Annotated in this window: 2 protein-coding genes; both read right to left on the reverse strand. The window is 45.9% G+C overall.

Annotated features, from left to right (window positions below; translation table 11 throughout):
* On the reverse strand, positions 1-883 hold an 883-nt coding region (locus tag PKO01S_RS28480), incomplete at its 3' end, for an IS3 family transposase (protein ID WP_218031511.1).
* Positions 832-1,149, reverse strand: a complete 318-nt coding sequence (locus tag PKO01S_RS29215; RefSeq protein ID WP_218031510.1) for a transposase — start codon at positions 1,147-1,149, stop codon at positions 832-834. The genes PKO01S_RS28480 and PKO01S_RS29215, both read right to left, overlap by 52 nt.
* Positions 1,150-1,217: the final 68 nt, after the last annotated feature.

Here is a 1,217-nt window from a genome sequence, read left to right on the forward strand (position 1 = left end):
CCGGAGAAAGATATCCCAGTGCACTGTGGATTCGTTTGCGGTTGTAAAAGAACTCAATGTATCGGTAAATTTCATCGTACGCTTGTTGTTTAGTTTTAAATCTTGTGCAGTAGATGAGTTCTTTCTTCAGGACGCTATGGAACGATTCGATACAGGCATTATCGTAGCAATTCCCTTTTCGACTCATGCTGGATCTCATCTTGTATGCTTTGAGTTGCTGGCGGTATTCGTTGGACGCATACTGCGATCCGCGATCGGAATGATGCGTAAGACCTTTTTTCGGTTTCTTAGCTGCATGTGCATCCGTCAGAGCGCCTAACACCAGTTCTGTGGTCATACGATCTCCTAAGCGCCAGCCTACGATCTCACGTGTGCATAAGTCCAGTACGCTCGCCAAGTACATCCGACCTTCACGACATGGGATGTATGTGATGTCCGCAACCCAGACTTTATTCGGTTTTGCGGTACTGAATTCCTGATTCAGGATATTAGGTGATATCGGTTGATCATGATTAGAGTCGGTTGTTTGTACTTTGAATTTACGGGAGACACATGAACGCAGACCAAGCTCACGCATGTATAGTCCGACGGTGCGTTCGGCTGTTCGAAAGCCTTCTCTGTGCAACATTTTGGTGATCTTAGGCGCGCCATACCGTTTCAGTGTATCGTGATGATGGAACGTAACTCTCTCCATGATCTGCTGCTTGAGCTGTTCTTGCTGACTCGGTGTGCGTTTGCACCACTTATAAAAGCCGCTCCGAGAAACGTCCATTACTTCGCACATCTTCTCAATTCGAAACTCGGAGCGATGAGATTCGATAAACTGAAATCTTACTTCTTTGGCTTGCTGAAGATGTGCACTGCCTTTTTTACAATCGCTAATTCTTCCTCGACGTCGGCGACCCGCCGTTGGCTCTCGAGAAGCTCACGTTCTTTATCTTTAAGCATCTGTTCAAGTTCTCGTACGCGATCCATGCTGGCAATTGGTTCGTTTTTCATATCACGATATTTCATTTTCCACCTACGCAGCGTGTGTGCCGGGATATCTAATTCAAGGGCGATATCCTCCACCGATTTCGTCTGCTCTTGCAGTAACTTTACAGCTTGCTTTTTAAATTCTTCGTTGTAACGATGCCGCTGTTCACTCATGTGAACACCTCCTAATAGCTCCATTATCGATTTCCCTAATTGAGGTGTCCACTTTTTATTCTAGGTGC

The organism is Paenibacillus kobensis NBRC 15729, from assembly GCF_004000825.1.
GTDB lineage: Bacteria > Bacillota > Bacilli > Paenibacillales > Paenibacillaceae > Paenibacillus_T > Paenibacillus_T kobensis.

Bases quoted from the DNA above. Each gene is read 5' to 3' on its own strand.
- PKO01S_RS29215 (WP_218031510.1), bottom strand. From the start codon at position 1,149: ATGAGTGAACAGCGGCATCGTTACAACGAAGAATTTAAAAAGCAAGCT.